This window comes from Salinicola sp. RZ23, from assembly GCF_003206675.1.
In the GTDB taxonomy this organism is placed as follows: Bacteria; Pseudomonadota; Gammaproteobacteria; order Pseudomonadales; family Halomonadaceae; genus Salinicola; species Salinicola endophyticus.
This window is the reverse complement of record NZ_PZJK01000003.1, coordinates 1-25,980: the sequence shown is the minus strand read 5'-3', so window position 1 is coordinate 25,980 and position 25,980 is coordinate 1. Positions and strand designations below refer to the sequence as shown.

Below are 25,980 nucleotides of genomic sequence, written 5' to 3'. Positions count from 1 at the left end.
CTCCTTGCCGAGCCGCGTTTCTACCAATTCGAGACTGAGGTACACGCGCTGCCGTCGATGCCAAGCGGTGCTAAGCTTCGATATCGTTCAGTGTCCCCTGATGGAGCCCCCGCCATACCATGCGAGCCCTGATTCAACGCGTCACCCACGCCAGCGTGGAGGTCGACGGCGAGCGCGTCGGCGCGATCGACCACGGGCTGCTGGCGCTGGTCGGCGTCGCCGCCGATGACGACCACGCCCGCGCCGATCGCCTGCTGCACAAGCTGCTCCACTATCGCGTCTTCAGCGACGCCGAGGGGCGCATGAACCGTAACCTGCAGCAGGCCGAGGGTGGGCTCTTGCTGGTGTCGCAGTTCACCCTGGTGGCGGCCACCGACAAGGGGCTGCGGCCGAGCTTCTCCAGCGCCGCGCCGCCGGCGCTGGGGCGCGAGCTGTTCGACTACCTGCTGGATCAGGCACGTGCCGCCTGGCCGCAGGTCGCCAGCGGCGAGTTCGGCGCCGACATGCAGGTCTCGCTGCTCAACGATGGGCCGGTCACCTTTCTGCTGGAGACCTGAGCACTGTCGTGGCCCCACTCATACCGGGCCATCCCTGGCCCGGCACAGCCGCGAAGACAACGACGGCACTTCGACGGTGCCACACCGCACAATAGCAACATATAGCAACAGGGAACGCGGCCACGGCCGCCACGCAGAGGAAGCCAACACATGACCACACCGCTCGCCATCATCACCGGCGGCGCCCAGGGCATCGGCCGCGCCACGGTCGAGCTGCTGCTGACGGAGGGCTGGCGCGTCGCCGCCCTGGATCGCGACCCCGAGGCGGTCGCCGAACTCGACGAAGCGCACGCCAGCGCACCGCTGCTGGCGATGGCGGTCGATGTCAGCGACGAGCTGCAGTTGCAGGAGGCGTTCACCCATATCAACGGCTGGCAACAGGAGCACGGCAAGGCCGACGGCTTCGACCTGCTGGTCAACAATGCCGGTCTCGCCGATCCCGAGTGCGGACCGCTGGAGACGCTGGCGCTGGCCGACTGGCGCCGCTGGCAGGAGAGTCACCTGACCGGCGCCTTCCTGTGTACCCGCGCCGCCATCCCCGGGCTGCGTCAGCGTCACGGTGCGATCGTCAACATCGCCTCGACCCGCGCGCTGCAGTCAGAGCCCCACTGCGAATCCTATGCCGCGGCCAAGGGCGGGCTGCTGGCAATGACCCACGCGCTGGCGGTCAGCCTGGGGCCGGAGATTCGGGTCAATGCGATCTGCCCCGGCTGGATCGAGACCGGCCCGTGGCAGAAGGCGGCCAAGCGCACTCACCCCGAGCACCGCGACATCGACCGCGCGCAGCATCCGGTGGGGCGTGTGGGCGAGCCGCAGGACGTCGCGGCCACCGTGGCCTTTCTGGCCAGCGACAAGGCGGGGTTCATCACCGGGCAGCACATCAGTGTCGATGGGGGGATGACCAGGAAGATGATCTACGCCGAGTAAGAGGGTGTTAACAAAATGCCTGCACTTGACGATACGGCGTTGACATCGACCTCACTGAACGAAGTTCAGAACGTCCGAAGGACGGCCCGAAGGGCGAGCGGAGCGAGTAAAGTACTCATTTACACCACGTAAACTGGAACGCCAGCCCGGTCCTCTTTTCGGCCGATTTCGCCTTGTCTCGTCTTCGCTCGTCGAATTTGTAAACACCCTCTAAGCCGGACGGCAATCCATTGCACTCGGCGGGGCAGCGTCACTCCTTAGGATGCCACTTGCCGTCGTCGCCCTTGGCGTACTTGGCTTCGACGGCCTTCCACGCCACAGCATGGGCGACCTCCTCGCGGGAGCTGTCGCCGCGGCGATCCTCGGGGTTCTTGTACTGCGCCCAGGCGCTGTTGAACGCCTCCTTGTAGATGGTGCGAGCATGGGGCGGCAGTACCTTGCGCGCGCTCTCCGGAATGTCGTCACGGCTGTCGTAGGGCATGGGTCTTCACCTGGCTGTCGAGTGCGACTTCCAGTGTAGCCCCGCCGCAGCGGTGTCAACGCCAGCCCACGACAGGCCCGCCTGCGGGCCGCCTCAGGAGGCCGTCTGCAGCTCGGCCTCGAGCGTCTCCAGCGCCTCCTCCGCCGCCAGCCACTCGGCTTCGAGCGCCTCGACCCGCCCCTGCAATTCACCCTGCTCGCGCACCAGTCGGGTCAGTTCCTCCTTGCGCGCGGCGTCGTAGAGCGTGGGATCGGCGAGCTGCGTCTCCAGGGCGGAGAGTTCGCCCTGGGCGCGCTCGAGCGCTTTTTCCGCGGCGTCCCGGCGCTTGCGCAGCGGCTTGGTCTGCTCGCGCAGTTCGGCGGCGGCACGCCGCGCCGCCTTGCGGTCGCCGCTGTCGCTGGGGCGACGCTCGTCGCGGGCGGCCTGGCGCTGCTCGCTCTCGCGCACCTTGAGCCACTGGTGGTAGTCATCGAGATCGCCATCGAACGGGGTCACCCGACCGTCGACCACGCGCCAGAACAGATCGACGCTGGCACGCAGCAGATGGCGGTCGTGGGAAACGATCACCACCGCGCCCTCATAGGCCGCCAGGGCCTCGGCCAGCGCCTCGCGCATATCCAGGTCGAGGTGGTTGGTGGGCTCATCGAGCAGCAGCAGGTTGGGCTTCTCCCATGCCACCAGCGACAGCGCCAGCCGCGCCTTCTCGCCCCCGGAGAAGCGCGACACATCACCGAAGACGTCATCGCCACGGAAGCCGAAGCCGCCCAGGAAGTCGCGGATCGACTGGTCACTGGCGGTGGGCGAGAGACGCTGCACATGGGTGAAGGGCGTGGCGCCGAGGTCGAGATGCTCCAGCTGGTGCTGGGCGAAATAGCCCACCACCAGGTTCTCCCCTGGCACCCGCGCACCCGCCTGGGGCGAAAGCTCGCCGATCAGGGTCTTGATCAGGGTCGACTTGCCGGCGCCGTTGGGGCCGAGCAGCCCGATCCGCTCCCCGGGCAGAATCGAGACATTGACCCCCTCGAGAATGCGTGACTCCGGGTAGCCGAGATCGGCGCGATCCAGTGACAGCAGCGGGCTGGAGATCTTGTCGGCGCAGGGCAGCTCGAAACGGAACGGCGAGTCGGCACGCGCCGCGGCGATGGTCTCCATGCGCTCGAGCATCTTGAGCCGGCTCTGGGCCTGACGCGCCTTGGTCGCCTTGGCCCGGAAGCGCTCGACGAAGCGCTCGATCTCGGCACGCCGCGCCTGCTGCTTCTCGAACTCGGCCTGCTGCTGGGCCTGGCGTTCGGCGCGGGCGCGCTCGAAGGCGCTGTAGTTGCCGCGGTAGAGAGTCAACCGCGCCTGGTCGATATGCAGGATGTGGTCGCACACCGCATCCAGGAAGTCGCGGTCGTGGGAGATCAGCATCAGGGTGCCGGGGTAGCGGGTGAGCCACTGCTCCAGCCACAGCAGCGCATCGAGATCGAGGTGGTTGGTGGGCTCGTCGAGCAGCAGGATCTCCGACGGCGTGAACAGGGTCCGGGCCAGCCCCACGCGCATGCGCCAGCCGCCGGAGAAGTCTGCCAGCGGACGGTAGAGGTCGCTCTGGGCGAAGCCCAGCCCGGCCAGCAGCTGCTCGGCCCGGGCCCGCGCGGTATAGCCGTCGAGCGCCTCGATCTGGCCGTGCAGCGCCGCCTCGCGATCATGCTCGCCCGCGGCCTGGGCCGCTGCCAGCGCCTGCTCCGCCTGGCGCAGGGCGACGTCACCGTCGAGCACGAACTCGACCAGGGCGCGCTCGATCGCCGACACCTCCTGCGCCATGTGCGCAATGCGCTTGCCGCCGGCAATCTCGACGCTGCCGGCGTCGGCGCCGAGCTCACCGCGGATCAGCGCGAACAGGCTCGACTTGCCGGCCCCGTTAGCGCCGACGATGCCCACCTTGTGGCCCTCGTGCAGCATCAGGTCGGCACCCTCGATCAGCCGGCGCGTGCCGCGTTGCAGGGCGAGTTGGCGGAATGCAATCATGCCGGGCTCCAGAGCGCATCGAATGGGCGCTCATTCTATCAGCCAACGCCGCCGACACGGAGTGCCGATGACCACCGCCGACGCCGCGGACGCCCTGTGGGATTTCGCCCTGGCACGCTATGCCCGCCCCGGCGCCCAGGCACGCTGCCTGAGCCTGCAGGACGACCACGGCTACGACGTGTGCGAGCTGCTGTGGCTCGCCTGGCTCGCCGAGCAGCGCCGCGAGCCCGCGCCCGAGGCGGCCCCGGGGCTGGCCGGGGTACGCCACTGGCAAGAGACGATGACCCGGCCGCTGCGCCGGCGTCGGCGTGAACTCAAGCCGACGCTGGAGACCCGCCCACGTCTGAGCGAGCTGCGCCAGCGCCTGCAGCAGGCGGAGCTGCTGGCAGAGCGCGAAACCCTGGCCCGTCTGGCCGAACTGCCGAGCCGCCGGAGCAGCGCCGCGAGCGAGCTGACGGCGCCGCACGACCGGGTGGCCGCGGCGCTGGCGCTATGCGCCACCTGGGCCACGCCGACGCGGGCACAGGCGCCGATGGCAGACGCTGACACGGCACCACCGGCTTACGCGACGTTACAGCCACTGCTGACGCTGTGGCTGGCTGCGACGCCGGATGCGGAACCAAACCCCAGCTGTTAGAGTCCCAACAGCAGCGCTATACCGATGCCTGAGGCGTTTTCACTCTGAGCCAGCATCGGCTTCAACCCCGACTCCCCAAGGAGACTGCATGAAACGTTTGGTAACCGCCGTCGCGATCGGCAGCATGATGACTCTACCGCTGGCGGCTTTCGCCCAGGACAAGGTCGACCTCGATAGCGACCAGGCCAAGCTGAGCTACAGCATCGGCGCCACCCTGGGCCAGGGTCTGTCGCAGGACGTCAAGAATCTGGATGTCGACGCCTTCGCGGCAGCGATTCGTGACGTCTACGGCGATCAAAAGCTGCAGATGAGTGACGATGAGATCAGCAAAGCGCTGACCCAGTACCAGCAGCAGAAGATCGCCGAGCAGAAGGCCGAGCAGAAGAAGGTCGCCGACGCCAACCGTAAGAAGAGCGAAGCCTTCCTCGCCGAGAACGCCAAGAAGAAGGGCGTGAAGACCACCGATTCGGGCCTGCAGTACCAGGTGCTGAAGTCCGGTGACGGCGCCTCGCCCAGCGACGACGACACGGTCAAGGTCAACTACGAAGGCAAGCTCCCCGACGGCACCGTGTTCGACAGCTCCTACAAGCGCGGCGAGCCGATCTCGTTCAAGGTCGGCCAGGTCATCCCGGGCTGGCAGGAAGCGCTCAAGATGATGCACGTCGGCGACACCTGGCTGATCACCGTGCCCTCCGACCTGGCCTACGGCGCGGCCGGCACCGGTGGCCCGATCGGTCCCAACCAGGCGCTGCAGTTCAAGGTCGAGCTGCTCGGCATCAACCCGGACGAGGGTGACGCCAAGGGCGACAAGGCGGCCAAGGGCAGCGATGCCAAGGCGAGCAGCGACAGCCAGTAAGCCGCTCTCTCAATCCCGCCCTGCCTCTTCGGACGCCGGCCCTCAGGCCGGCGTCTGGAAAAGTCGACGAGCGAAGGCCGGACAAGGCAAAAATCGGCGAAAGAGCGGACCGGGCTGGCGTTCCAATTTACGCAGTGTAAATGAGCATCTGGAGCCGATTTTTAACGCCGGATGGGCAAGCGCAGGACTTTTCAGACATGGTCTAGGCCGGCGTCTGCGTCCACAAGCAGTCCTTTTCACCGGCGCGGCGCGTGGCCTCGCGCCGCGACAGCGCATCGGCCAGCCCGGCGCTGTCGAAGTCGAACCAACTGCCCTTGAGGCCATGGTCGCTGACCACCACTACCTGAGCGCGCCATGCCTCCACGTAGGCGCTGCACAACCCCAGATCGCCGAAGCCGACGAAACGCTCGCCCTTACCCGGCAGTCGCGTCAGAGTGAAGCGCTGGGAGCGGATGTTCATGTGGCGTCCGATGAACTCCACGTAGACCTGCTTCGCCGCCAGCCCGTAGACATCGACCTCGAAGCGCAGACCGTCGTGCCCGGACGCCTCGCGCAGCGAATAGCTCAATCCGGAGTCGAGCCCCAGCCCGGCCTGGCAACCGCCGTCGAGCAGCACGCAACCATGCTTTGGCGGGTACCAGGTGACCTCGCTATCGGACTCGCGCAGATAGTAGTCGAGCAGATACCACAGGGCGACGACGATGGTCGCCAGGGTGACACCGATCAGCAGCGTGAGCATGCGTGGCCGCGCAGTGTCTTCGTCATAAACAGCCATGGACGTGACGGGGCTCCCGGCAAAAAGAGGGGATCGCTATCATAGCTGTTCGAGGCAGCGTGACGACAACCACACTCAGGACGCTAGATGAGCGATATCGCAGGGGCACTCGGCCCGCTTTTCCTTCTGATTCTACTCGGTGCGGGCCTGGGTTGGGCACGTTTTCCCGGCGGCAATTTCTGGCCCCAGCTGGAACGCCTGATCTATTACCTGCTGTTCCCCGCCATGCTGGTGGCGACGCTGGCCGATGCCGATGTCGCCCAGGTGCCGGTACTGCGCCTGGCTGTGGCACTGCTCGGCGGGATGCTGGCGCTGGCGCTGGTGGTGTGGCTGTCGCGCCGGTACCTGGCGCTGGAGGCCGCCGCCTTCACCTCCACCTTCCAGGGCGTGGTGCGCTTCAACACCTATGTCGGGGTGGCCGGGGCTGCAGCCCTGCACGGCAGCGCCGGCACCACCGTGGCCGCAGTCGCAGTGGCACTGATGGTGCCTACCGCCAATCTGCTCTGCGTGCTGGCGTTCATCGCCAGCGGCACCCTCGGTCGCGCCAGCCTGGGCCGCAGCGCCCTGGCACTGGCACGCAATCCGCTGATCCTGGCCTGCCTGCTGGGGGTCGCGCTCAATCTCAGCGGCCTCGGCCTGCCCGGCTGGAGCGCGGCCGCCGTGGAACTGCTCGGACGCGCCGCGCTGCCGCTGGGGCTGGTCGCCGTGGGCGTGGCGCTGCGCCCGCAGGCGCTGTGGCGCGGCGGGCGGGCGTTCTGGACCTCGAGTGCGCTAAAGCTGATCCTCACGCCGCTGGTAGTGGCTGCACTGGCCGCGCTGGCGGGTCTCTCCGGCATCGAGCGCGACGTGGTGCTGCTGTTCGCCGCCCTGCCGACGGCAACATCCGCCTATATCCTGGCGCGCCAACTGGGCGGCGACGCCGAGCTGATGGCGGCGACGATCACCGGTCAGACGCTGCTGGCGATGCTCTCACTGCCGCTGCTGCTGCCACTGCTCGGGGTCGGCTGAGCACCCAAATAAAAAAGATTCTCGTTTCGCTTGCAATCACAAATGAGAATGATTACCTTTGAGTTGTGGCGTCGCCAAACGCCACTGACCAACGTCAGGAATGTCAGGTTCCTGCCATGGTTATCTCCTCATCAAGCTAGTCACGGTCCTTAGTGCCGCCCTGCCCAGGGCGGCCTTTTTTATGGCCGTCATCCCTGGCGCCCACCCTTCGGGCCGTCGCTGCGACGGATACGCCTCCTGCGGGGTGGCAACGCCAGGCTCAGTCTGACAAGTCGACGCGGTCAGGCAGTGCCTAGCCGGGGCTGCGCGCGCTCAGGGCATCCCACTGCCACGGCCCGCGCCCGCTCAGGCGCTGACGCAGCAGCTCCGCCAGCGCCTCCACCGCGGGCTGGGAGGCGGCAGCGATGGTGCGGGAGAAGTGCAGGCGTGCCACGCAGCGCCGCAGTGCAGGCAGACCGTCGTTCTCATCCAGCGCGCGCATGGCGCCGGTCACCCGCTCGCGATCGAGCACCCCGATCGCCATGCCGGTCTCGATCGCCTTCTCCACCGCGTGAATGCTGGTGCTGGTGAAGATCGCCCGCCACGGCCGCTGCGCCGCATCGAGGGCATCGGCCGCCAGCTGGCGATAAGGGCACTCCGCCGGATGCACCGCCAGCGGCACGATCGCCTCCTGGTGCAGCGCGCCCTGGGCCGGCCCCGCCCAGACCGGCGTGGGGTGCCACAGAGTCTCGCCACCCTCCAGCCCGGCGGCGTGGTCGAGCACCACCGCCAGATCCAGACGCCGCGCCCGCAGCCCCCGTGCCAGCCGACCGCTGGTGTCGGTGGTGACATCGAGCAGGATGCCCGGGTGGCGTGCCATGAACTGCGGCAGAGTGTCGTCGAGCAGCTCGCGTGCATAGTCCTCGGGAATACCCAGGCGCACGCGCCCGCTCAGACGCTCGCGACTGAAGCGGCTGACCAGGGTGTCGTGTGCCCGCAGCAACGCCTGCGCCTCGCGCAGCAGCAGCTCGCCGCTGGCGGTCAGGGTCACGCCGCGCGGCCCACGCTCCAGCAGACGCACGTCGAGCTCAGTCTCCAGCCGCTTCATCTGCATGCTGATGGCACTCAGTGTGCGATGGCGCACCTCGGCGGTGGCCGCCAGTGAGCCGCTCTGGGCGACCACCTGGAAGGTGCGCAACAGCTCCAGGTCGAGCGTCGATCCGACTTCAAACATATTGAACCCTTGTCGATTTTTATTCGATTCATTGAAGCCTGCATAGCGTCCAGACTCAAGCCGCATCGCCCCGGGACGAGAGGAGGAGTTGGCATGCGCACCGCGACGCTGAACGCAGCCCTGATGACCGGCTTCGTTCTCTGCTGGAGCTCAGGTTTCATTGGCAGCGAACTGGCCAGCCGCGCCCCTTTGAACGCGCTGGACCTGTTCGCCTGGCGCTTCGTCATCGCCGCCGCACTGGCCGCGCTGTGGTGGCGTCTTCTCGATCGGCGCCCGCTGGCGCTGTCAGCCTGGCTGCGCGAGATGGCGGTCGGTGCTCTCACCATGGGGGGCTATCTGCTGTGCGTGATGCTCGCCATCGGCGAGGGCGTCAGCGCCAGCGTCACTGCGCTGATCACCGCCCAGCAGCCGCTGCTGGCGGCGGCGATCGCCACGCTATGGCTGCGCGAGCAGCTGCCGGCGGCGGCCTGGCTAGGCCTGGGCGTGGCCGGCAGCGGCGTGGTGCTGTGCGTCGCGGGGGACTGGCAGGGGTCAGGCAGCGCCGGTGGTGGGGCCTATGCCCTGCCGCTGCTGGCGGTGATCAGCGTGACCCTGGGCAGCGTACTCGCCGCCCGGCGCCCGTCGGGGCTGGGGCTGGCGGCTTCGCTGACCGCGCAACTGAGCGCGGCGGCGCTGATCTTCGGTGTGGCCGCAGCAAGCACGGGGGGCCTGGCGCTACCCGGCAGCGCGCTGCTGACCTGGCAGACGCTGGGCTGGCTGGTGCTGCTGTCGAGCTTCGGCGGCTACGGCTTCTTTACCGTCTGCCTGCGGCGTCTCGGCGTCAATGCGGTCTCCAGCGCCATCTACCTGACGCCACCGGTGACCCTGGCGTGGAGTGCGGGGATGTTCGGCGAACACGTGGCGCCGCTGCAGCTCGGCGGCATGGCGCTGGCGCTGGCCGGGGTGGCACTGGCCCTGCTCGCCCAGCGCAGCGGCCGCCACACCCGCGGCGCGGCGCACTATCCGCGCCGCCCCGGAGGCGGCGAGTGCGCCTGAGCTAGGATTGGTAAGAAAAGTCAGCGAGCGACGGCCAGACCGGGGCGCGTAGCCAAGGCAAACATCGGCGAAAACGGACCGGGCTGGCGCTCCAGCCGATTGTTAACGCCGTATTGCCGAGCGCAGGTAGTTTTCCTACAGAGCCTAGCGGCTCAGTCGCGGCGAAAGATCAGGTCCCAGACCCCATGTCCCAGACGCTCGCCGCGGCTCTCGAACTTGGTCAGCGGACGGAAGGCGGGTCGCGCCACGTATGGCGCACTCTCCGCGGGGGCGGTGTTGGTATAGCCCGGCGCCGCCGCCATCACCTCAGCCATGTGCTCGGCATAGGCTTCCCAGTCGGTGGCCATGTGCAGGGTGCCGTCAGGCTTGAGCCGGGTACGCACCAGCTCGACGAACGGCAGCTGCACGATCCGTCGCTTGTGGTGCTTCTTCTTCGGCCAGGGGTCGGGGAAGAACAGCTGCAGGGTATCGATGCTCTCCGCCGGCAGACATTGAGCCAGCACCGCCAGGGCGTCTTCGCGATAGACCCGCAGGTTGGTGAGCCCACGCTTGTCGGCTTCGTCGAGCAGCTTGCCGACGCCGGGGGCGTGCACTTCGATACCGATGAAATCGGTCTCCGGGTGAGTCTCGGCCTGCTCGACCAGCGACTGCCCCATCCCGAAGCCGATCTCGACCACCCGCGGCGCGTCGCGCCCGAACAGCACCACCGGGTCCTGCAGCCCGGCATCCAGGGTCAGCCCCCAGCGCGGCCAGACCTCCTTGAGGCCCCGCTCCTGGGCAGCGGTCATGCGCCCGGCGCGCAGCACATAGCTCTTGATGCCGCGCTGATGCGGGGTGTCGGTGGCGATGTCGGTGGGGTCCGTCGGCTTGTCGGTCATGCGGCGTGGCTATCGTCTTGGTCGGTGAAAGAGGCCCGCCGCGTGGGCGGCGGACATAAGCAGGTCAGGGGTTGATACGCCCCGCGAACGGCGACGAGGGGCTGGCGCTGTCGCGGCGCGGCATGCGCTCGGCGAGGAACGCCTCGCGCCCCGCTTCGATCGCCTTGCGCATGGCGCCGGCCATCATCACCGGCTGCCGGGCATGGGCAATGGCCGAGTTCATCAGCACCCCGGCGCAGCCCATCTCCATCGCCAGGGCGGCGTCAGAAGCGGTACCGATACCGGCATCCACCAGCACCGGCACCTCGGCCTGCTCGAGAATCAGCCGCAGCGTGGCCGGGTTGAGCAGGCCGTTGCCGGAGCCGATCAGCGAACCCAGGGGCATCACCGCACAGCAGCCGCGACGCTCGAGCTCCTTGGCCACGATCGGGTCGTCGCTGGTATAGACCATGACATCGAAGCCGTCGTTGACCAGCGTCTCGGCCGCGGCCAGGGTTTCGACCACGTTGGGGTAGAGGGTGTGCTCGTCGCCGAGCACCTCGAGCTTGACCAGGTTGTGGCCATCGAGCAGCTCCCGCGCCAGACGGCAGGTGCGCACCGCATCCTTGGCGGTGTAGCAGCCAGCGGTATTGGGCAGCAGGGTGTAGCGCTCGGGCGAGATCACGTCGAGCAGATTGGGCGCTGCCGCGTCCTGGCCCAGATTGGTGCGCCGCACGGCGAAGGTGACCACGTCGGCCCCGCTGGCCGCGACCGCGGCCGCGGTCTCGTCGAAATCGCGATACTTGCCCGTGCCAACCAGCAGGCGGGAGTGGAAGCGACGGCCGGCGACCGTCAGCGGGGTGTCCTCGATCAGCTGCGACATGCGTGACTCCTGATAGACGTGACGGCGCTCAGCCGCCACCGATGGCATGCACGATCTCCACGCGGTCGCCCTCGGCAAGCGCGGTCTGCGCATGCTGGCTGCGTGGCACGATCTCTTCGTTGAGCTCGATGGCGACACGGCGCCCGCCCAGGCCCAGCGCCTCGACCAGGCGCGCGAGCGTGGGGTCGTGATCGAGCTGGTGGGGTTCACCGTTGAGCTGGATCTGCATGACGACGCTCCAGAGGTCTCCAGTCGTGGGGGCGTATTGTAGCGTCTTGCGCCGGACACGGCACGCCCGCGCCACCGCTTCGTCAGCCCCGCCGCGGACGCTACGCGCGCCAACAAAAAGCCGGCCCTGGGGCCGGCTGGCAAGCGTGCATGGCGCGTCTCAGTCGTCGCGGCGCGGCCAGACGTCGGCCTCGACCTGCTCGGGACGCTTGAGCACCCCCTTGGGATCGAAAGTCGGCTCGCGCACGCCCTGGCGCCGCTGTGTCTCGTAGTCACGCAGCACGCGCAGGGCGATGGGGCACAGCAGCAGGATGGCGATCAGGTTGGTGGTCGCCATCAGGCCCATGGCGAGATCGGCGAAGTCCCACACGAACTGCAGCTTGGCGATCGAGCCGATCATCACCATCGCCAGCACGGCGATACGCAGCACCGATACCGCGCTCTTGGCATGGCGCTTGAACAGATACTCGATGTTGATCTGCGAGTAGGAGAAGTTGGCGATGATCGAGGTGAAGGCGAACAGCAGGATGGCGATGGCGATGAAGATCTCGCCGAAGCTGCCGAGGTGATCGACCATGGCATCCTGGGTCAGTTGGATACCGACGATATCCTTGCCCGGCGAGGTGGTCATCAGCTGCTCGTAGACCCCGGAGAGCAGAATCACCACCGCGGTGCAGCTGCAGATCACCAGGGTATCGATGAACACCCCGAACGACTGCACCAGCCCCTGCGCTGCCGGGTGCTTGACGTCGGCCTGGGCGGCGGCGTTGGGCGCCGAACCCATGCCCGCCTCGTTGGAGAACAGGCCACGCTTGATGCCGTTCTCCATCGCGATCTTGATGGTATAGCCCACGGCACCGCCCACCGCCGGACCATAGCCGAAGGCGCTCTTGACGATCAGCGCCAGCATCGCCGGCACTTCGGAGAGGTTGGAGAGCAGCACCCACAGCGCCACCAGGAAGTAGCCGATGGCCATGATCGGCACGATCTTCTCGGCGGTGCGCGCCACCGACTTGAGCCCGCCGTAGATGACCAGCGCGGTGAACGCCACCAGCACCAGGCCGGTGACCCAGTTGGGGATCGAGAACGCCTGCGCCATGCCCTGGGCGATGGTGTTGGACTGGGCGCCGTTGAACGCCAGGCCATAGGCGATGAGCAGGAAGATCGCGAACAGCACGCTCATCCAGCGCTGCCCCAGCGCCCGCTCGATATAGTAGGCCGGCCCACCGCGGTAGACGCCATCGGCATTGCGCTGCTTGTAGACCTGAGCCAGGGTCGACTCGACGAACGAGGTGGCGAAGCCCACCAGGGCGGTCATCCACATCCAGAAGATCGCGCCGGGGCCGCCGACCCACAGGGCGATCGCCACGCCGGCCAGATTGCCGGTGCCGACCCTGGCGGCCAGCGAGGTGGCGAAGGCCTGAAAGCCGCTGACGCCGGAGCCGGAACCGCGGCTGGTGAAGGTGACCTTGGCCATGTGCGCGAACAGGCGGAACTGCATGCCCCGGGTCAGCACGGTAAACAGAATGCCCGCCCCCAGCAGCAGGTAGAGCAGGATATAGGTCCAGACGAAATTGCTGATCGGATTCATGATCGCGTAAATCGCGTCACGGAGCGTGTCGATGAATTCCATTTCGGAGATCCTTGGTGGAAAGCGGTGACGCCGAGCCGTCCGAGACGGCTGCCGAAGCGGCTTTTTACGCGCTAGACTGACAAGCGTCAAATCGCGGCCCGCGCCGCGTGGCGGGCAGGGCCGCTCATCGAAGCCGCCTGCAACGCGCACGAACTCCGCAGAAAATCTCCCGCCCTGGCGTCGCAGGCATACGCCGCCAGCTGCCGGCACCTGGCCTGATACCTCGGGAGTGCCTTACAGCATAGTCAGCGCAAGGAAATCGCAACATGCCCCAAAAGTGTAGTCCCGGGCGCGGCGCCTGGGTCGGCGTGGCCATCAGCGGCCTGCTGGTGGTGGTCGCCGGCGCCTTCGGTGCCCACGCCCTGGCCGATCGCCTCTCACCACGCTATCTCGAGGTCTTCCATACCGCAGTGCGTTACCAGGCCTGGCACACCCTGGCGATCATGGCGCTGCTGGCGTGGCGCGCGCAGCGGCCGCTGCGCGGTCAGCTCGCGGCGGTCGTGCTGTGGTTCGCGGGGATGGTGCTGTTCAGCGGCTCGCTCTACCTGCTCACCCTGAGCGGGATCACCGCACTGGGCGTCGTCACCCCGTTCGGCGGACTCTTGCTGATGGCGGGCTGGGTGATGCTGGCAATCGCCGCCTGGCGCCAGCAGGCGCCGGCCTGAGACTCGGCCCGGGGCCGGGTCTCAGTCGTCGCGGTCGGGCAGCACATAGGTCGCGGTGACCAGCGCCACCGGGTCGTTGTCGCCGGTGGAGAAGAGCTGCACCTCCCCCACCGCCAGGCGGCGGCCCAGCTTGAGGATGCGCGCATTGGCGATCAGGTCGCGGTCGCCGCGGGCGCGGCGCAGGAAGTGGCAGTTGAGGCTGCTGGTCACGGCCATCGCCTCGGGGCCGATCTCGGCCAGGATCGCCACATAGAGGCAGACATCGGCCAGCCCCATCATCGACGGCCCCGATACGCTGGCGCCGGGACGCAGATGTTCGTCCTCGATCGCCAGGCTCATGGTGGCGCGCATATGGTCGACCGCTTCGATGGTCCCCTGGCGATGTGGAAAGACGTCGTCGAGGTAATCCTCGATCTCGGCGGCGGTCATCACGGTCATCGAACTCTCCCCCGGGCAGCGGTTCTCGGCACGCCGGACCTCATGCCCAGGCACAGGACGCTCGAGAACGTTGCGCCCAAGATAGCGCAAGCCGCGCACCAGGCACAGCCAGGCGCTCTGGCCTGTCCCTAAGATCATACCGACGATCATCGCGACCGTAGCGCCGCCCCACACTCGCCGCCGCGCACTCGCTGCCCCCAATAACACCGACGCCAGCGACCGGGGTCGCTGGCGTCGAGATCGGGCGGTTGCCGGCTTTACCTAGTGTTTCTTTCACACCGGTGGCTGGGATGGGCTGACTCGGTAGCAAGGCATTGCGAGGGCGCTGTGAACCCATCCCTGGGCGCTACCTTTGCCATCCCTGGCAAAGGACCCTCGCTTCGCCGTGCCCCCGACGCCCATACAGGCGTTTGGCAATGCGTTCTCAGCCCTTGGCCTTGTCCACCGCGCGCCAGTGATGCAGCAGCGGCTCGGTGTAGCCGGAGGGCTGCTCGCGCCCCTTGAAGATCAGCTCGGAGGCCGCCTGGAAGGCACTGGAGTCGGCCAGGTGCGAGGTCATCGGGGTGTAGTCCGGATCATGCGCGTTCTGCTCGTCGACCACCTTGGCCATGCGCTCCAGCGTCGCGCGCACCTGGGCCTCGTCGACGATGCCGTGGTGCAGCCAGTTGGCGATGTGCTGGCTGGAGATACGCAGGGTGGCGCGATCCTCCATCAGCCCCACGTCATGGATGTCCGGCACCTTGGAGCAGCCCACGCCATGCTCGACCCAGCGCACCACGTAGCCGAGGATGCCCTGGCAGTTGTTGTCGAGCTCCTGCTGGATCTCCTCGGCGCTCCAGGCCGCCTGGGGGTCCACCGGCACCGTCAGCAGATCGTCGAGCAGATCGCTCTCGCCCTGCTCCTCGAGCTCGCGCTGGATCGCGGCGACATCGATCTGGTGGTAGTGCAGCGCATGCAGCACCGCAGCGGTGGGCGACGGCACCCAGGCGGTATTGGCACCGGCCTTGGGGTGCCCGCTCTTCTGCTCCAGCATCGCCGCCATCAGGTCCGGCATCGCCCACATGCCCTTGCCGATCTGGGCACGTCCACGCAGGCCGCAGGCCAGCCCGATCTGCACGTTGCTGCGCTCGTAGGCGGCGATCCAGCGGCTGCCCTTCATGTCACCCTTGCGCAACATCGGCCCGGCGTTCATCGCCGTGTGCATCTCGTCGCCGGTGCGGTCGAGGAAGCCGGTATTGATGAAGGCAACCCGCTCGCGGGCGGCGTCGATACACGCCTTGAGGTTGACCGAGGTGCGCCGCTCCTCGTCCATGATGCCCATCTTGAGGGTGTGCTCGGCCAGCCCGAGCAGCGTCTCGACGCGGGCGAACAGCTCGTCGGCGAAGGCGACCTCCTGGGGGCCGTGCATCTTCGGCTTGACGATATAAACCGAGCCGGTGCGCGAGTTGCCGCCGTCGCGCGCCAGATCGTGCATGGCGACCAGCGCAGTGACCACCGCATCGAGCATGCCTTCAGGAATCTCGTTGCCGTCGCCGTCGAGGATCGCCGGCGTGGTCATCAGGTGGCCGACGTTACGCACGAACATCAGTGAACGCCCCGGCAGGGTCAGGCTGCCGCCGTCGGGCTGGGTATACTCGCGGTCGGCGGCGAGCTGGCGGGTGACCGTCTTGCCGCCCTTGTCGAAGCGCTCCTCGAGATCGCCCTTCATCAGCCCCAGCCAGTTGCGGTAGACCAGGGTCTTGTCCTCGGCGTCGACCGCAGCGACCGAGTCCTCGCAATCCATGATCGTGGTCACCGCAGCCTCGACCAGCAGATCCTTGACCCCGGCCGGATCGGTCTTGCCGATGGCGTGGCTCGCATCGATCTGGATCTCCAGGTGCAGGCCGTGATTCGAGAGCAGCACCGCCTCGGGCGCAGCGGCGTCGCCGCGATAGCCGACGAACTGGCTGGGGTGCTGAAGCCCGGTCTCGCGCCCGCCCTCCAGCGCCACCGTCAGCCGGCCGTCGCGGATCAGGTAGCGTGTGGCATCGCGGTGCGAGCCGGTGGCCAACGGTGCCGCCATGTCGAGCACGTTACGTGCATAGGCGATCACCTTCTCGCCGCGTTTGGGATTGTAGCCGCTGCCCTTCTCGGCGCCGTCGCTCTCGGCGATGACGTCGGTGCCATAGAGCGCGTCATACAGGCTGCCCCAGCGCGCATTGGCGGCGTTGAGCGCATAGCGCGCGTTGCTCACCGGCACCACCAGCTGCGGGCCGGCCTGGCGCGCGATCTCGGCATCGACGTTGGCGGTGCTCGCCGTCACGCTGGCCGGCGCCTTGACCAGGTAGCCGATATCGGAGAGAAACTGGCGGTAGGCGGCCATGTCGCGAACCTCGCCCGGGTGCTCGGCATGCCAGCGGTCGAGCTCCGCCTGCAGCCGGTCGCGCTCGGCGAGCAACTCGCGGTTGCGCGGCGCCAGTTCGTGGATCAGCGCATCGAAGCCGCGCCAGAAGGTGTCGGGATCGACACCGGTACCGGGCAGCGCTTCCTGATTGAGAAAGCGTTCGAGCTCGGTCGCCACCTGCAGACGGTGGTGGGAAACACGCTGCGTCATACTAGCCTCCAGTGCGGGCCGCGGCCCGGCGTCAGAAGAGACGGGCGCCGCGCGGGCGGCGCCCCGGAAATCAGTTTATGGAAATCATTTCCACATAAATCATTCCCACATGATAGAGCGCACTGCCGACGATGTCTCGTTCGACCTTGGTCCATCTCATCGAGACCGGCGCGACAACGCCGGTGCGCGGTAACCTCTGTCATGGTTTCGCAGGCCACTGGCGGTTAGCATGAGAGGCCTCAGGAGACTCGCGCATGCTCGACTTTTCGCCATTGAAGGCCCTCGGTCCTATCCACCGTATCGCGTCGCCCGGCACCTCGCCACTCGCCGCCTACCTGGACCACTATCATCTGACGCCGCTGCTCGACGTCCATCCCGGCACCCAGCTCCACGCCGGCTTTCTGAGCGCCTCGGGTGACGCGGGCAAGACCTACGAGCTGTGGTGCCAGGTATGGGCCCCCCCGGCGCCGCGCGGCACCCTGTTCGTGGTCCACGGCTACTTCGACCATCTGGGGCTCTACGGCCATCTGCTCGCGCGCCTGCTGGCCCAGCAGTGGCAGGTGGTGCTGTGGGACCTGCCCGGCCACGGTCTCTCCAGCGGCGCGCGCTCGACCATCGACGACTTCACCGACTACGTGCTCTGTTTCAACGCCGTCGAGGCAGCCATACAGGCGCACGAACTGGCGCCGGGGCCGTGGCTGGCGATCGGCCAGAGCACCGGCGCCTCGATCGTCGCCACCGACACCCTGGCCCGCGGTAGCGAGGCGCCGTGGCAGTCGCTGGTGCTGCTGGCACCGCTGGTGCGACCCTGGGGCTGGAATCAGTCGCGCTGGCTGCACAGCCTGGCCAGCCCGTTCGTCGATACCATCCCGCGCAAGTACCGCCCCAATACCAACAATATCGCCTTCGCCGACTTTCTGCGCCTGCACGATCCGCTGCAGGACGACCGCCTGGCCTTGACCTGGGTCAGTGCCATGCGCCGCTGGATGCCGACCCTGCTCAAGCGCCCGCCGGCCGAGCTGCCGGTGCTGATCCTGCAGGGCGAGCAGGACATGACGGTCGACTGGCGCTGGAATCTCAAGGCGCTCAAGCGCAAGTTTCCCCGCGCCGAGATCATCCGCCACCCCGAAGCGCGCCACCACCTGGTCAACGAGTCCGCCGCCATCCGCGACACCCTGTTCGGCCAGCTCGACCGCTTTCTCGCCGATCCCGGCACGCCAGACGCGGCGCAGGCATCACCGCCGGGACAGCCCCCGGAAGCGACACCGTGAGCCGCTGGGCGCCCAGAGCCCTCGTCGGGCTTGGCCTGATGACACTGCTGAGCGCCTGCAGCGGCCTCTCGAGCGCCCCCGAGACGCCGCGCCAGGCACTGCGCGGCCTGGCGGCGAGCGCCGCCACGGGGCTGCTGGAGAAACCGCCCTGGCCCGCCGCGCGTACGCCGACGATCACCGTGCTGCTGGGTCCGGCGGAGGTCGCCGCGCGCCTGCCGATCTCGGCCGCGGCACTCAACGAGGCCCTCGGGCGCGCCCTGCTGAGCCAGCAGGACTCCCCCCACGTGCTCGACTGGGTGCCGGCACAGCTCGACGGCGCCACCCCGGACCAGTGGCTGCTGCAGGCCAGCTTGAGCGCCGACTCACCGCCGCTGGCCCTGAGCGACCGCACCCTGCAACCCTACCGGCTACGCTTCGACCTGACGCATGTCGCCACGCCGTCCGAGCACTGGCAGTGGCAGGCCAGCGGCGCGCTCGATCTCGACGCCCTGCCCGGCTCCCGCGGCGCGCCCTGAACCATCTCCAATTTCATTTCCAGCCAGACCGAGAGCCCATGTCACGCTTTGCCCGCCACCTCGACACCCAGGATGGACCGCACAACCCCTTCCCCGGGCTACCCGCGCTGGAGCGCAGGCTCGGCCATGCGCTGCCGCACCGGATCGGCTCCAATGAAGGGCTCGACATGCCGCACCAGGCGCTCAGTGCCCGCTTCGGCCCCGAGCTCGCGGCCCTGGCGCGTACCTACGGCGACGCCGAGGCGTGGTCACTGCGCACCTGCCTGGGCCAGGCCCTCGACCTGCCCCGCGACGCCCTGCTGGTGGACGCCGGTGCCGACAGCCTGATGGCGCTGACGCTGCGCGCACTATGTGACTCTGGACCCTGTGACTCTGGACCCTGTGACTCTGGCCCCTGTGACTCTGGACCCTGTGATTCCGGACCATGCGACACCGGCAGCCCGGTGATCACCAGCGCCGGCACCTATCCCACCTGGAGCTACTTCGTGCGCGGCCACGGCTGCCGCGAGATCGAGGTCGACTACGCCAGCGCCACCGGTCGCCTGGCGCCGGATCTCGACGCCCTGGCCGCAGCGGCGGTGCGCGAAGGCGCGCGGGTGGTCTATCTGGCCAACCCTGACAATCCCAGCGGCCATCTCCACCAAGACGCCGACATCCTGGCCCTGCGTGACGCCCTGCCCGACGACTGCACCCTGGTGCTCGACGAGGCCTATCACGACTTCCGCGACGACGCCTGGGCACCGGCGGCGAGTGCGGTGTGGCCGGGGGTGATACGCCTGCGCACCTTCTCCAAGGCCCACGGGCTGGCCGGGCTGCGCGTCGGCTACGCCATCGCCCCGCCGGAGATCCTGGCCGTCTTGATGAAAGTGAGGATTCACTACGCGGTTTCGTCGCTGGCGCAGGCGGCGGCCGAGACCCTGCTGGCAAACCCGCAGGAGACCCGCGCCCATGTCGCCGCGGTCATCCAGCGGCGCGAGGCCCTTGCCGGCTGGCTCGCAGCGCAGGGCGCCGAGGTGCTGCCCAGCGCCACCAACTTCGTGGCCGTGCGCCTCGACAGCGCCGAGCGCGCCGCGGCCGTGCACCGCCGTCTGCTCGACGAGGGCACCCTGATCCATCGCCCGGCGCATCCGGCCCTGGGTCATCTGCTGCGGATCAGCGCGCTGGAAGACGCCCTGGTGCCGGGGCGGCTCGATGGCATCGCCGAGGCACTGCGCTGAACCTCTCGATTCCGGCTCAGGTACGACGATAGAGTGCCAGCACCCCAGCCGCCAGGATGAAGAACGAACCAAAGACACGGTTGATGAGGCGCATGCGTGTGGCCGAGGTGATGAAGGCCTTGAACTGGCTGGCCAGCGCCGCATAGCCGCCCATGACAAGGATATCGACCCCCAGCAGCGTGGCCCCCATCACCAGTAGCTGGGTGGCGTGGGATCCTGGCTCGCCCGCGCTGAGAAACTGCGGGAACAGCGCGACCAGAAACACCGTCGCCTTGGGGTTGGTCAGATTGACCAGCGCGGACTGCCAGAACTGCCGGTGCGGGGTTCGGTGCGCGCCGCGCTGGGTCGAGATCGCGCCGCTCGTGCGCCACTTCTGGATACCCAGCCACACCAGGTAGGCGACCCCGATCCACTTGATCACCAGGAAAGCGGTGGTCGAAGAGGCCAACACCGCTCCGAGACCGACCGCCACCACCAGGATCTGGATCGCATAACCCAGCTGCAGCCCCAGAATGGTGGGCAGGGTGGCGCGAATACCTCGGGTCATGCCGCTGTTCATGGTGTTGATGGCACCGGCGCCGGGAGACAGGCTCACCAGACAAGCCGCCAGCAGAAAGGTCAGCCAGACGCCAAAGGTCATCGTCTTACTCTCTCCATCGTAGGGGGGATTTAGTCTACCGGTGGGCAATGACCGCTTGGCGACACCCAAGGCACGTATGTGCTCGCCACAGGCGCCAGACAAGACAGCTCAGGATGGGTGCACAACCCGACGCTGCGCCGCGAACGATGGCGTCCAGATGCGCACCGACCGGCGGCCCCCGATCGGCAACGCAGGTCAGGCCCTGATCCCGTAGCCGGCGAGGTCGCGCTTCAGCGTCTCTGCGCCGGTGAAATGGACGGCATGCCAGCCGGCGGCGCGCGCGCCCTCGACGTTCACCAGCGCATCGTCGATGAAAAGGCTCTTTTGCGGATCGAGGCCGAACGATGTCGCGTGGGTTTCGTAGATAGCGATATCGGGTTTGATCAGGCCGACTTCGCCGGACACGGTGACGCCGCGGGGCCGATCGAGGAACGGAAACCGGCCGCGCGCCTCGACGAAGGTGTCTGCGGCGAAATTGGTCAGCAGCGTCACATCGTGACCCGCCTCGATGAGCCCCAGCATCAGCGCGACGCTGTCGTCATAGGCATGGGGCACCATCTCGTGCCAGTAGCGACGGAAATGGCGAATCTCCTCGGCCCGGTCGGGATGCTCGGCAATCAGCAAAGCTTCGGCATCCTCCCAACGGCGGCCGCGGTCCTGCTCTATGTTCCAGGCGTGGGTGCAGACATGGTCGAAGAACCACTGCCGTTCGGCCTCGTCCGGAATGAGCCGGGCATAGGGCAGGTGCGGATCGTAATGGATCAACACCTTGCCGATGTCGAAGACGATGTGCTGAATCTCTGCTGCCATGGATGATCGGTTCCTGGTTGAGAAGGTATCGGGCATCGCCTGAGTCAGCCTTGAGCCATGAAAACTGATAGCAAGCCGATGCTGGACGGAAACTTACCCCCGGCTCATGACAACCCATAGACCAGAGCGTGACGCCTCATGCCTGACGAGACCTACCTATCCCCCCCGCAGCGGATCGCCAGCGTTGAGCAGCCGGTCCAACTGACGGTAGCCGATCGCTTCCATCAGTTGGGGTCGCCCGACCCGCGACTCTTCGCCCAGATCGGTCAGGGTCAGGGCGACACGCAGCACCCGGTGGTAGGCGCGGGCCGAGAGCTTGAGCCGGTCCAGCACGCCGGCGAACCACTCGCGCTCGGCCACGCTGAGGGCACAGGCAGCTTCCAGCTCGGGCCCGGGCAGCTGGGCGTTGAGCCAGCCCCGGGCGCGTTGACGCTCGCGCGCCGCCAGCACCCGCTGACGCACGCTGGCCGAGGACTCGCCCGGCGTCTGGTCGGTCAACTGGGTAGCCGGTAGCGCCGGCACCTCCACCTGCAGATCGATACGGTCGAGCAGCGGCCCGGAGAGCCGCGACTGATAGCGCTGGATCTGCGCCGGGCTGCAGTGGCAGCGCTGGCGCGGATCGCCAAGGTGGCCACAGGGGCACGGGTTCATCGCCGCCACCAGCTGGAATCGGGCCGGAAAACGGCGCTGGTGATTGGCCCGCGAGATCAGGATCTGGGCCGACTCCAGCGGTTCGCGCAGCACCTCCAGCACGTGGCGGTCGAACTCGGGCAGCTCATCCAGGAACAGCACGCCGTGATGCGCCAGCGAGATCTCGCCGGGGCGCGGCTTGGAGCCCCCGCCCACCAGCGCCACGCTGCTCGAGGTGTGATGCGGGTTACGAAACGGGCGCTGGCCCCAGCGATCCATGATCGAGAGCCCGCACACCGAGCGCACCGCCGCCACCTCCAGCGCCTCGTCACCGCTCAGCGGCGGCAGGATGCCGGCCAGCCGGCTCGCCAGCATGGTCTTGCCGGTGCCCGGCGGACCCGCCAGCAGCAGGTTGTGACCACCGGCCGCAGCCACTTCCAGCGCCCGGCGCGCCTGGTGCTGGCCTTTGACATCGGCCATGTCAGGCTGAACCATCTCGGCGCGCGGCGGTGTCCCAAGTTGGTGCGCCGCGAGCCGCTCGCGGCCCAGCAGATGCCCCACCACCGCCAGCAGATGCGCCGCCGCGAACACCTGGCACCCCTCGGCCAACGCCGCCTCGTCGGCGTTGGCCGAGGGCACGATCAGCCCCCGCCCGGCGGCCCGCGCAGCCAGCGCCGTCGGCAGTACACCGGTGACCGGGCGCAGCGTGCCATCCAGCGCCAGCTCGCCGATCACCTCCAGCTGCTGCGCCGCTTCTACCGGTATCTGGCCTGAGGCCATCAAGATCCCCAGCGCGATCGGCAGGTCGAAGCGGCCGCCATCCTTGGGCAGGTCGGCGGGCGCCAGATTGAGGGTGATACGACGGGTGGGGAACTCGAAGCCGGCGGTGAGCAGTGCGCTGCGCACCCGCTCGCGGCTCTCGCGCACGGCGGTCTCCGGCAGCCCCACCAGAGTCACCCCCGGCAGGCCGTTGCTGAGGTGCACTTCGATCAGCACTTGCGGCGCCTCCAGCCCGAGGCTGGCGCGCGTGCGCACGATGGCTAGGCTCATGTCGCCTCCGTGACGGCGCGTCCCGGCGGATGCCCGGGACACAGGCGGACCGGCGGCTCGTCACCGCCGGCCCGGACAGGATAAGGGGCCGATTATCCTGTTATCGCCTTTACCGCCCGGCCCTTTAGCGCGGGTGAGTCAAGACGCCGCTCAGGGGTGTCGATCAACCCGCCCAGGGCTGTCCATCACCCCGCTCAAGGCTGACCATCACCCCACTCAGGGCTGGGCGCCATCGCGGCTGCCGTCGGTATCGTCCTCAGCCAGCGCCGCCGTGTCGGGTTGGGAGGCGCGCTCGCTGTGCAGGGCGTTCTCGAGCGCCGCCACCTGCGTTTCCAGCGCCTCGACCCGCTCCCGGGTGCGGGTGAGCACGTCCATCATGATGTCGAAGTCCTCGCGCGAGACGATATCCATGCGCTCCATGGCGCCGCGCAGCACCCCCTGGACGTTGCGCTGGATGTCGCCCGGGGCCTGGGAGGCGCCCTGCAGCTTGTCGCCGAGCTGCTTGGCCAGACGCTCGAAACGGTCGTGTGTCGACATGGTGTGATCTCCTGATTCGTGACTGCCCTTCAGCATACGCAAACTGCGCCACCGGCGCGCGCCGGATGCCTGCCGACGCCATGGCCCGGCCGCCGCTCTTTCTCAGTGCAGCGGACCACGCACCGCGCATCAATTTGGTGCGGACAACCGAGGCACGCTCGCCATGGCAGACCTGACAACCTTCAAGACAAGAAATAAGTGAATGATTGTAAAGACGTTATCACCAACTGGCATGGCTTCTGCGTGGTCCGTTCAGGCGCAAGCCGACTACGGGAGACAAGGGATGAAGCTCATCACCGCCATCATCAAACCCTTCAAGCTCGATGACGTACGTGAGGCGCTGGCCGATAACGGCGTCCAGGGCATCACGGTCACCGAGGTAAAGGGCTTCGGCCGTCAGAAAGGCCACACCGAACTCTATCGCGGCGCGGAATACGTCGTCGACTTCCTGCCCAAGGTGAAGATCGAGGTCGCCGTCGAAGACGATCGTGTCGACGGGGTACTGGACGCCATCCGAGAGGCCGCCAACAGCGGCAAGATCGGTGACGGCAAGCTGTTCGTCACGCCACTCGAAGACGTCATCCGGATTCGCACCGGGGAACGCGGGGCCGACGCCGTATAAAACGGCGCGGAACGAGGAGACACACAGAATGAACGATCAAGTCGTACAACTTTCCTATGCGCTCGACACCTTCTATTTCCTGGTGACCGGGGCGCTGGTGATGTGGATGGCGGCGGGGTTCGCCATGCTCGAGGCCGGCCTGGTGCGCGCCAAGAACACCACCGAGATCCTGACCAAGAACGTCGTCCTCTATGCCATCGCCTGTACCATGTATCTGCTGGTCGGCTACCACATCATGTACTCCAGCGAGAGCGGCGGCGTCATCCCCAGCCTGGGCTTCCTGATCGGTGCCGAGCACAGCGTCAGTGACGTGATGAGCAGCGGCGGCGACGTCTACTACTCGGCCCGCTCCGACTTCTTCTTCCAGGTGGTGTTCGTCGCGACCGCCATGTCGATCGTTTCCGGCGCCGTGGCCGAACGCATGAAGCTATGGGCGTTCATGGCCTTCGCAGTGGTCATGACCGGCTTCATCTACCCGGTTCAGGGCTACTGGAAATGGGGCGGTGGCTTCCTCGACGCCGCCGGCTTCCAGGATTTCGCCGGCTCCGGTGTGGTTCACCTGTGTGGCGCCACCGCCGCGCTGGCAGGCGTGCTGCTGCTGGGTGCACGCAAGGGCAAGTACGGCAAGAACGGCGCCATCTACGCCATCCCGGGCGCCAACCTGCCGCTGGCCACGCTGGGTACCTTCATCCTGTGGCTGGGCTGGTTCGGCTTCAACGGCGGCTCCGAGCTGATGGTCTCCAACGTCGACGAAGCCAACGCGGTCGCTCAGGTCTTCGTCAACACCAACGCCGCCGCTGCCGGTGGTGTGATCGCCGCGATCATCCTGGCCAAGCTGTGGTTCCGCAAGGCCGACCTGACCATGGCCCTCAACGGCGCCCTGGCCGGTCTGGTCGCGATCACCGCCGAACCGCTGGCCCCTACCGCGCTGGGTGCGACGCTGATCGGTGCCGTCGGTGGCCTGCTGGTGGTCTTCGCCATCGTCACCCTCGACAAGCTCAAGATCGACGACCCGGTGGGCGCCATTTCGGTGCACGGCGTGGTGGGTATCTGGGGCCTGATCGCGGTGCCGTTCTCCAATAGCGATGCGTCCTTCGGCGCACAGCTGCTGGGTATTGCCTCGATCTTCGCCTGGACCTTCATCGCCAGTCTGGTGGTCTGGGGCATCATCAAGGCGGTGATGGGACTGCGCGTCTCCGCAGAGGAAGAGTACGAAGGTGTCGATATCGCCGAGTGCGGTATGGAAGCCTATCCTGAATTCAATGTCGGCAAGAAGTGAGCCGATTCACCGAGTGAGCTGGCGTGCTCCCCTGGCCCCCTTCGGGGGGCCTTTTTTCATTCCCGCCCATCGCGGTGTATGTTTAAGATAGAGAGAGTCGCCGGGCAGTCGTCAGAGGCGCTAGGCCAGGGCTGGGCCAAGCCTGGAGCTACACCCATTCGCACAGGCCTCGTCCGCACACCGCGACGAGACGATCCGTTCAGACAGAGCGCCACGCACGCGAGGAGAATTCCCCCATGAAACTGGTCACCGCCATCATCAAACCCTTCAAGCTGGACGATGTGCGAGAGTCCCTGTCCGAGATCGGGGTGCAGGGCGTCACCGTCACCGAGGTCAAGGGCTTCGGGCGTCAGAAGGGCCACACCGAGCTCTATCGTGGTGCCGAGTACGTGGTCGACTTCCTGCCCAAGATCAAGCTGGAAGTGGCCGTGGACGACAGCATGAGCGACCAGGTGATCGATGCCATCACCAAGGTCGCCAATACCGGCAAGATCGGCGACGGCAAGATCTTCGTCTCGCCGCTGGAGCAGGTGATTCGTATCCGTACCGGTGAGACCGGCAAGGACGCGGTGTAAGCGCAAGCGCTCACCCCGCAACCGCGAAAAAGCCCTCGTCG

General features: G+C 67.5%; 27 protein-coding genes. 13 read left to right on the top strand and 14 right to left on the bottom strand.

Annotated elements, in window-relative coordinates:
• Positions 1 to 119: 119 nt before the first annotated feature.
• Positions 120 to 557 (top strand): D-aminoacyl-tRNA deacylase, encoded by a 438-nt coding sequence (dtd, locus tag DOM67_RS02355; RefSeq protein ID WP_110674076.1) that lies wholly within the window; start codon positions 120 to 122, stop codon positions 555 to 557.
• 150 nt (positions 558 to 707) lie between these two features.
• Positions 708 to 1,484: an SDR family oxidoreductase gene (locus DOM67_RS02350; RefSeq protein ID WP_110674075.1), complete on the top strand. Its 777-nt coding sequence runs from the start codon at positions 708 to 710 to the stop codon at positions 1,482 to 1,484.
• Between the two features lie 250 nt (positions 1,485 to 1,734).
• On the opposite strand, the gene chaB is transcribed toward DOM67_RS02350, so the two are convergent.
• Positions 1,735 to 1,965 (bottom strand): putative cation transport regulator ChaB, encoded by a 231-nt coding sequence (gene chaB, locus DOM67_RS02345; RefSeq protein ID WP_110674074.1) that lies wholly within the window; start codon positions 1,963 to 1,965, stop codon positions 1,735 to 1,737.
• Positions 1,966 to 2,058: 93 nt separating this feature from the next.
• A complete protein-coding gene (locus tag DOM67_RS02340; RefSeq protein ID WP_110674073.1) occupies positions 2,059 to 3,972 on the bottom strand; it encodes an ATP-binding cassette domain-containing protein in 1,914 nt (637 codons plus the stop codon).
• Positions 3,973 to 4,039: 67 nt separating this feature from the next.
• Between DOM67_RS02340 and DOM67_RS02335 the strand changes: the two genes are divergently transcribed.
• Positions 4,040 to 4,609 (top strand): TIGR02444 family protein, encoded by a 570-nt coding sequence (locus DOM67_RS02335; RefSeq protein WP_157958773.1) that lies wholly within the window; start codon positions 4,040 to 4,042, stop codon positions 4,607 to 4,609.
• 88 nt (positions 4,610 to 4,697) lie between these two features.
• Entirely contained in the window at positions 4,698 to 5,465 is a 768-nt protein-coding gene (locus tag DOM67_RS02330; RefSeq protein ID WP_110674072.1) for an FKBP-type peptidyl-prolyl cis-trans isomerase, read from the top strand.
• A gap of 202 nt (positions 5,466 to 5,667) precedes the next feature.
• On the opposite strand, the gene DOM67_RS02325 is transcribed toward DOM67_RS02330, so the two are convergent.
• On the bottom strand, positions 5,668 to 6,240 hold the full coding sequence (locus DOM67_RS02325) for a hypothetical protein (RefSeq protein WP_157958772.1): 573 nt from the start codon (positions 6,238 to 6,240) through the stop codon (positions 5,668 to 5,670).
• A gap of 87 nt (positions 6,241 to 6,327) precedes the next feature.
• Between DOM67_RS02325 and DOM67_RS02320 the strand changes: the two genes are divergently transcribed.
• A complete protein-coding gene (locus DOM67_RS02320; RefSeq protein ID WP_110674070.1) occupies positions 6,328 to 7,248 on the top strand; it encodes an AEC family transporter in 921 nt (306 codons plus the stop codon).
• 292 nt (positions 7,249 to 7,540) lie between these two features.
• On the opposite strand, the gene DOM67_RS02315 is transcribed toward DOM67_RS02320, so the two are convergent.
• Complete coding sequence (locus DOM67_RS02315) at positions 7,541 to 8,461, bottom strand: LysR family transcriptional regulator (RefSeq protein WP_110674069.1); 921 nt, start codon at positions 8,459 to 8,461, stop codon at positions 7,541 to 7,543.
• Between the two features lie 93 nt (positions 8,462 to 8,554).
• Here DOM67_RS02315 and DOM67_RS02310 point away from each other — a divergent pair, with 93 nt between their 5' ends.
• On the top strand, positions 8,555 to 9,496 hold the full coding sequence (locus DOM67_RS02310; protein WP_110674068.1) for a DMT family transporter: 942 nt from the start codon (positions 8,555 to 8,557) through the stop codon (positions 9,494 to 9,496).
• Positions 9,497 to 9,648: 152 nt separating this feature from the next.
• Here DOM67_RS02310 and trmB read toward each other — a convergent pair whose 3' ends face one another.
• The 4 genes from trmB to DOM67_RS02290 form a co-directional block, all read right to left on the bottom strand.
• The gene (gene trmB / locus DOM67_RS02305; RefSeq protein ID WP_110674067.1) at positions 9,649 to 10,374 is read right to left on the bottom strand and encodes a tRNA (guanosine(46)-N7)-methyltransferase TrmB; all 726 of its coding nucleotides are present in this window, start codon (positions 10,372 to 10,374) and stop codon (positions 9,649 to 9,651) included.
• Positions 10,375 to 10,438: 64 nt separating this feature from the next.
• Entirely contained in the window at positions 10,439 to 11,236 is a 798-nt protein-coding gene (locus tag DOM67_RS02300; protein ID WP_110674066.1) for a thiazole synthase, read from the bottom strand.
• Positions 11,237 to 11,264: 28 nt separating this feature from the next.
• Positions 11,265 to 11,465: a sulfur carrier protein ThiS gene (thiS, locus tag DOM67_RS02295; protein WP_035476393.1), complete on the bottom strand. Its 201-nt coding sequence runs from the start codon at positions 11,463 to 11,465 to the stop codon at positions 11,265 to 11,267.
• Positions 11,466 to 11,624: 159 nt separating this feature from the next.
• Positions 11,625 to 13,097 (bottom strand): alanine/glycine:cation symporter family protein, encoded by a 1,473-nt coding sequence (locus DOM67_RS02290; protein ID WP_110674065.1) that lies wholly within the window; start codon positions 13,095 to 13,097, stop codon positions 11,625 to 11,627.
• A 266-nt stretch (positions 13,098 to 13,363) separates the two neighbouring features.
• Here DOM67_RS02290 and DOM67_RS02285 point away from each other — a divergent pair, with 266 nt between their 5' ends.
• Positions 13,364 to 13,762, top strand: coding sequence for a DUF423 domain-containing protein (locus tag DOM67_RS02285; protein ID WP_110674064.1), 399 nt, complete (start codon positions 13,364 to 13,366; stop codon positions 13,760 to 13,762).
• A 21-nt stretch (positions 13,763 to 13,783) separates the two neighbouring features.
• Here DOM67_RS02285 and DOM67_RS02280 read toward each other — a convergent pair whose 3' ends face one another.
• Positions 13,784 to 14,200 carry a PaaI family thioesterase gene (locus tag DOM67_RS02280; RefSeq protein ID WP_035476385.1) on the bottom strand — a complete coding sequence of 139 codons (417 nt, stop codon included), beginning with the start codon at positions 14,198 to 14,200 and terminating at the stop codon, positions 13,784 to 13,786.
• Positions 14,201 to 14,624: 424 nt separating this feature from the next.
• Positions 14,625 to 16,793 carry a malate synthase G gene (locus tag DOM67_RS02275; RefSeq protein WP_110674063.1) on the bottom strand — a complete coding sequence of 723 codons (2,169 nt, stop codon included), beginning with the start codon at positions 16,791 to 16,793 and terminating at the stop codon, positions 14,625 to 14,627.
• A gap of 254 nt (positions 16,794 to 17,047) precedes the next feature.
• On the opposite strand from DOM67_RS02275, the gene DOM67_RS02270 reads away from it, so the two are divergent.
• The 3 genes from DOM67_RS02270 to DOM67_RS02260 are packed head-to-tail and all read left to right on the top strand — an operon-like array spanning position 17,048 to position 19,796.
• Positions 17,048 to 18,064 carry an alpha/beta hydrolase gene (locus DOM67_RS02270; protein WP_110674062.1) on the top strand — a complete coding sequence of 339 codons (1,017 nt, stop codon included), beginning with the start codon at positions 17,048 to 17,050 and terminating at the stop codon, positions 18,062 to 18,064.
• Between the two features lie 38 nt (positions 18,065 to 18,102).
• A complete protein-coding gene (locus DOM67_RS19725; RefSeq protein ID WP_157958771.1) occupies positions 18,103 to 18,579 on the top strand; it encodes a hypothetical protein in 477 nt (158 codons plus the stop codon).
• A gap of 38 nt (positions 18,580 to 18,617) precedes the next feature.
• Positions 18,618 to 19,796: an aminotransferase class I/II-fold pyridoxal phosphate-dependent enzyme gene (locus tag DOM67_RS02260; protein ID WP_110674157.1), complete on the top strand. Its 1,179-nt coding sequence runs from the start codon at positions 18,618 to 18,620 to the stop codon at positions 19,794 to 19,796.
• A 16-nt stretch (positions 19,797 to 19,812) separates the two neighbouring features.
• Here the strand turns inward: DOM67_RS02260 and rhtB are convergent, their stop codons facing one another.
• The 4 genes from rhtB to DOM67_RS02240 form a co-directional block, all read right to left on the bottom strand.
• Positions 19,813 to 20,436 (bottom strand): homoserine/homoserine lactone efflux protein, encoded by a 624-nt coding sequence (gene rhtB, locus DOM67_RS02255; RefSeq protein ID WP_110674061.1) that lies wholly within the window; start codon positions 20,434 to 20,436, stop codon positions 19,813 to 19,815.
• A 195-nt stretch (positions 20,437 to 20,631) separates the two neighbouring features.
• On the bottom strand, positions 20,632 to 21,246 hold the full coding sequence (locus tag DOM67_RS02250; protein ID WP_110674060.1) for an HAD family phosphatase: 615 nt from the start codon (positions 21,244 to 21,246) through the stop codon (positions 20,632 to 20,634).
• Positions 21,247 to 21,402: 156 nt separating this feature from the next.
• A complete protein-coding gene (locus DOM67_RS02245; RefSeq protein ID WP_110674059.1) occupies positions 21,403 to 22,926 on the bottom strand; it encodes a YifB family Mg chelatase-like AAA ATPase in 1,524 nt (507 codons plus the stop codon).
• A 216-nt stretch (positions 22,927 to 23,142) separates the two neighbouring features.
• A complete protein-coding gene (locus DOM67_RS02240) occupies positions 23,143 to 23,463 on the bottom strand; it encodes an accessory factor UbiK family protein (protein WP_110674058.1) in 321 nt (106 codons plus the stop codon).
• Positions 23,464 to 23,746: 283 nt separating this feature from the next.
• On the opposite strand from DOM67_RS02240, the gene DOM67_RS02235 reads away from it, so the two are divergent.
• The 3 genes from DOM67_RS02235 to glnK all read left to right on the top strand — a co-directional run bounded on the left by DOM67_RS02235 (position 23,747) and on the right by glnK (position 25,939).
• Positions 23,747 to 24,085 (top strand): P-II family nitrogen regulator, encoded by a 339-nt coding sequence (locus DOM67_RS02235; RefSeq protein WP_035476366.1) that lies wholly within the window; start codon positions 23,747 to 23,749, stop codon positions 24,083 to 24,085.
• Positions 24,086 to 24,113: 28 nt separating this feature from the next.
• Positions 24,114 to 25,364 (top strand): ammonium transporter, encoded by a 1,251-nt coding sequence (locus DOM67_RS02230; protein WP_110674057.1) that lies wholly within the window; start codon positions 24,114 to 24,116, stop codon positions 25,362 to 25,364.
• A 236-nt stretch (positions 25,365 to 25,600) separates the two neighbouring features.
• Complete coding sequence (glnK, locus tag DOM67_RS02225; protein WP_035476361.1) at positions 25,601 to 25,939, top strand: P-II family nitrogen regulator; 339 nt, start codon at positions 25,601 to 25,603, stop codon at positions 25,937 to 25,939.
• The last annotated feature ends 41 nt before the right edge of the window (positions 25,940 to 25,980 follow it).

What these genes read in the sequence shown, in the direction of transcription:
- DOM67_RS02330 (WP_110674072.1), top strand. Translation starts at nt 4,698, where the DNA reads ATGAAACGTTTGGTAACCGCCGTCGCGATCGGCAGCATGATGACTCTA.
- DOM67_RS02325 (WP_157958772.1), bottom strand. Translation starts at nt 6,240, where the DNA reads ATGGCTGTTTATGACGAAGACACTGCGCGGCCACGCATGCTCACGCTG.
- DOM67_RS02240 (WP_110674058.1), bottom strand. Translation starts at nt 23,463, where the DNA reads ATGTCGACACACGACCGTTTCGAGCGTCTGGCCAAGCAGCTCGGCGAC.
- DOM67_RS02235 (WP_035476366.1), top strand. Translation starts at nt 23,747, where the DNA reads ATGAAGCTCATCACCGCCATCATCAAACCCTTCAAGCTCGATGACGTA.
- DOM67_RS02270 (WP_110674062.1), top strand. Translation starts at nt 17,048, where the DNA reads ATGCTCGACTTTTCGCCATTGAAGGCCCTCGGTCCTATCCACCGTATC.
- thiS (WP_035476393.1), bottom strand. Translation starts at nt 11,465, where the DNA reads ATGCAGATCCAGCTCAACGGTGAACCCCACCAGCTCGATCACGACCCC.
- trmB (WP_110674067.1), bottom strand. Translation starts at nt 10,374, where the DNA reads ATGACCGACAAGCCGACGGACCCCACCGACATCGCCACCGACACCCCG.
- rhtB (WP_110674061.1), bottom strand. Translation starts at nt 20,436, where the DNA reads ATGACCTTTGGCGTCTGGCTGACCTTTCTGCTGGCGGCTTGTCTGGTG.
- chaB (WP_110674074.1), bottom strand. Translation starts at nt 1,965, where the DNA reads ATGCCCTACGACAGCCGTGACGACATTCCGGAGAGCGCGCGCAAGGTA.
- DOM67_RS02340 (WP_110674073.1), bottom strand. Translation starts at nt 3,972, where the DNA reads ATGATTGCATTCCGCCAACTCGCCCTGCAACGCGGCACGCGCCGGCTG.
- DOM67_RS02320 (WP_110674070.1), top strand. Translation starts at nt 6,328, where the DNA reads ATGAGCGATATCGCAGGGGCACTCGGCCCGCTTTTCCTTCTGATTCTA.
- DOM67_RS02310 (WP_110674068.1), top strand. Translation starts at nt 8,555, where the DNA reads ATGCGCACCGCGACGCTGAACGCAGCCCTGATGACCGGCTTCGTTCTC.
- DOM67_RS02250 (WP_110674060.1), bottom strand. Translation starts at nt 21,246, where the DNA reads ATGGCAGCAGAGATTCAGCACATCGTCTTCGACATCGGCAAGGTGTTG.
- DOM67_RS19725 (WP_157958771.1), top strand. Translation starts at nt 18,103, where the DNA reads ATGACACTGCTGAGCGCCTGCAGCGGCCTCTCGAGCGCCCCCGAGACG.
- DOM67_RS02290 (WP_110674065.1), bottom strand. Translation starts at nt 13,097, where the DNA reads ATGGAATTCATCGACACGCTCCGTGACGCGATTTACGCGATCATGAAT.
- DOM67_RS02280 (WP_035476385.1), bottom strand. Translation starts at nt 14,200, where the DNA reads ATGACCGTGATGACCGCCGCCGAGATCGAGGATTACCTCGACGACGTC.
- DOM67_RS02245 (WP_110674059.1), bottom strand. Translation starts at nt 22,926, where the DNA reads ATGAGCCTAGCCATCGTGCGCACGCGCGCCAGCCTCGGGCTGGAGGCG.
- glnK (WP_035476361.1), top strand. Translation starts at nt 25,601, where the DNA reads ATGAAACTGGTCACCGCCATCATCAAACCCTTCAAGCTGGACGATGTG.
- dtd (WP_110674076.1), top strand. Translation starts at nt 120, where the DNA reads ATGCGAGCCCTGATTCAACGCGTCACCCACGCCAGCGTGGAGGTCGAC.
- DOM67_RS02285 (WP_110674064.1), top strand. Translation starts at nt 13,364, where the DNA reads ATGCCCCAAAAGTGTAGTCCCGGGCGCGGCGCCTGGGTCGGCGTGGCC.
- DOM67_RS02260 (WP_110674157.1), top strand. Translation starts at nt 18,618, where the DNA reads ATGTCACGCTTTGCCCGCCACCTCGACACCCAGGATGGACCGCACAAC.
- DOM67_RS02300 (WP_110674066.1), bottom strand. Translation starts at nt 11,236, where the DNA reads ATGTCGCAGCTGATCGAGGACACCCCGCTGACGGTCGCCGGCCGTCGC.
- DOM67_RS02275 (WP_110674063.1), bottom strand. Translation starts at nt 16,793, where the DNA reads ATGACGCAGCGTGTTTCCCACCACCGTCTGCAGGTGGCGACCGAGCTC.
- DOM67_RS02350 (WP_110674075.1), top strand. Translation starts at nt 708, where the DNA reads ATGACCACACCGCTCGCCATCATCACCGGCGGCGCCCAGGGCATCGGC.
- DOM67_RS02230 (WP_110674057.1), top strand. Translation starts at nt 24,114, where the DNA reads ATGAACGATCAAGTCGTACAACTTTCCTATGCGCTCGACACCTTCTAT.
- DOM67_RS02315 (WP_110674069.1), bottom strand. Translation starts at nt 8,461, where the DNA reads ATGTTTGAAGTCGGATCGACGCTCGACCTGGAGCTGTTGCGCACCTTC.
- DOM67_RS02335 (WP_157958773.1), top strand. Translation starts at nt 4,040, where the DNA reads ATGACCACCGCCGACGCCGCGGACGCCCTGTGGGATTTCGCCCTGGCA.